This window comes from Cognatilysobacter segetis, from assembly GCF_004359965.1.
Lineage (GTDB): Bacteria > Pseudomonadota > Gammaproteobacteria > Xanthomonadales > Xanthomonadaceae > Cognatilysobacter > Cognatilysobacter segetis.
Window position 1 is genome coordinate 1 of the sequence record NZ_SMRQ01000114.1, and the last position, 1,340, is coordinate 1,340.

A 1,340-nucleotide genomic window follows, 5' to 3' on the forward strand; every position below is an offset into this window, starting at 1 on the left:
CCGCGCGGCGGCGCACGCGCAAGGACGAGGCGACCGCGCGCGTGCGCGGACGCGCACGCGGCGCGGCCACGCGGCAGGCCGTGCCGACGTAGCGGCGTCAGCCGCCGTGCGCGGGTAGCAGGCGGAAGAGCTGCTTGGCGACGTCGTTCATGTCCGCCACCGACAGCAGCGTGGTGAGCTCGCTGCGCAGGCATTCGGCGAGGTCGCCGAAGGCTTGCAGCTGCGCCGGCGACGGCGCGCGCGGCACGCGGTCGATCACGCACAGCGTGCCCACGGCGAGCTCGCCCGGCAGCACGATCGGGCAACCGGCGTAGAAGCGGATGCCGGGCTCGCCGGTCACCAACGGATTGTCGGCAAAGCGCGGGTCCTGGCGTGCATCGCCGACCATGAACAGTCCGTCCTGGAGGATCGCGTGGCCGCAGAAGGAGACCGCGCGCGAGGTGCTGGTCACCGCGAGCCCCTCGCAGCCGCGGAACCACTGCGCGTCCGGGCCGACGATCGTCACCATCGCCATGGGCGTGTCCATCACCACGCGTGCGAGCCGCGCGTAGCGCTGGCAGCGCTCGTCGCGCTCGGGGCCGGCGAAGTCCATGCGCTGGATCGCGTGCACGCGCGCGGCTTCGTTGTCGGGAAAGGTCGGGGCGAGCATCGGCGGTCCGGAACGGCGCGGACGATGGCGGTCCGCGGATAAGCCCGTAACGGCCCGCCCGCACCGGGCTGCACCCGGGCGACGGCAAAGCGCGACGCGCCGCACGGTTCCGCAGCGGCCGCCCTCAATCTTTACGGTTCAGGGTCGATAGCGCCTCCGCGATGTTCCGTACGCCCCCGGATCGAAGCGCCCCTCCCTCCCGGAAACCCGCCATGTCGACCGCTTCCCAGCCCCGCGGCCTGCTCACCCACCTGCGCCTGCGTCGCCGCGACGCGCACCTGGAAGGGCGGCTCGCCGCGATCGAGCGCTCGCAGGCGGTGATCGAGTTCGACCTCGACGGCACGATCCTCGACGCCAACGCGAATTTCCTCGACGCCTTCGGTTGCCGGCTCGAGGACGTGCGCGGCCGGCACCACCGCATGTTCGTCGACGCCGACGAGGCCGCGGGCGAGGGCTATCGCGAGTTCTGGCGCGCGCTGGGCCGTGGCGAGTTCCTGTCCGGCCAGTTCCGCCGCCTGCGCCCCGACGGCCGCGAGGTCTGGCTGCAGGCGACCTACAACCCGCTGTTCGACGACGCCGGCCGCCCGGTGCGCGTGGTCAAGTTCGCCAGCGACATCACCGCGCAGAAGCAGCGCGACCTCGACACCGGCGGCCAGATCGCCGCGATCGAGCAGGCGATGGCGGTGATCGA

2 protein-coding genes are annotated in these 1,340 nt (G+C 72.8%); one reads left to right on the forward strand and one right to left on the reverse strand.

Annotation, left to right across the window (positions count from 1 at the left end; genetic code table 11):
• Positions 1 to 97 precede the first annotated feature (97 nt).
• Entirely contained in the window at positions 98 to 649 is a 552-nt protein-coding gene (locus tag E4F61_RS14100; protein ID WP_133480238.1) for a GAF domain-containing protein, read from the reverse strand.
• Positions 650 to 861: 212 nt separating this feature from the next.
• Between E4F61_RS14100 and E4F61_RS14105 the strand changes: the two genes are divergently transcribed.
• The coding region (locus E4F61_RS14105; protein ID WP_202909020.1) for a PAS domain-containing protein at positions 862 to 1,340 on the forward strand (479 nt) is incomplete at its 3' end.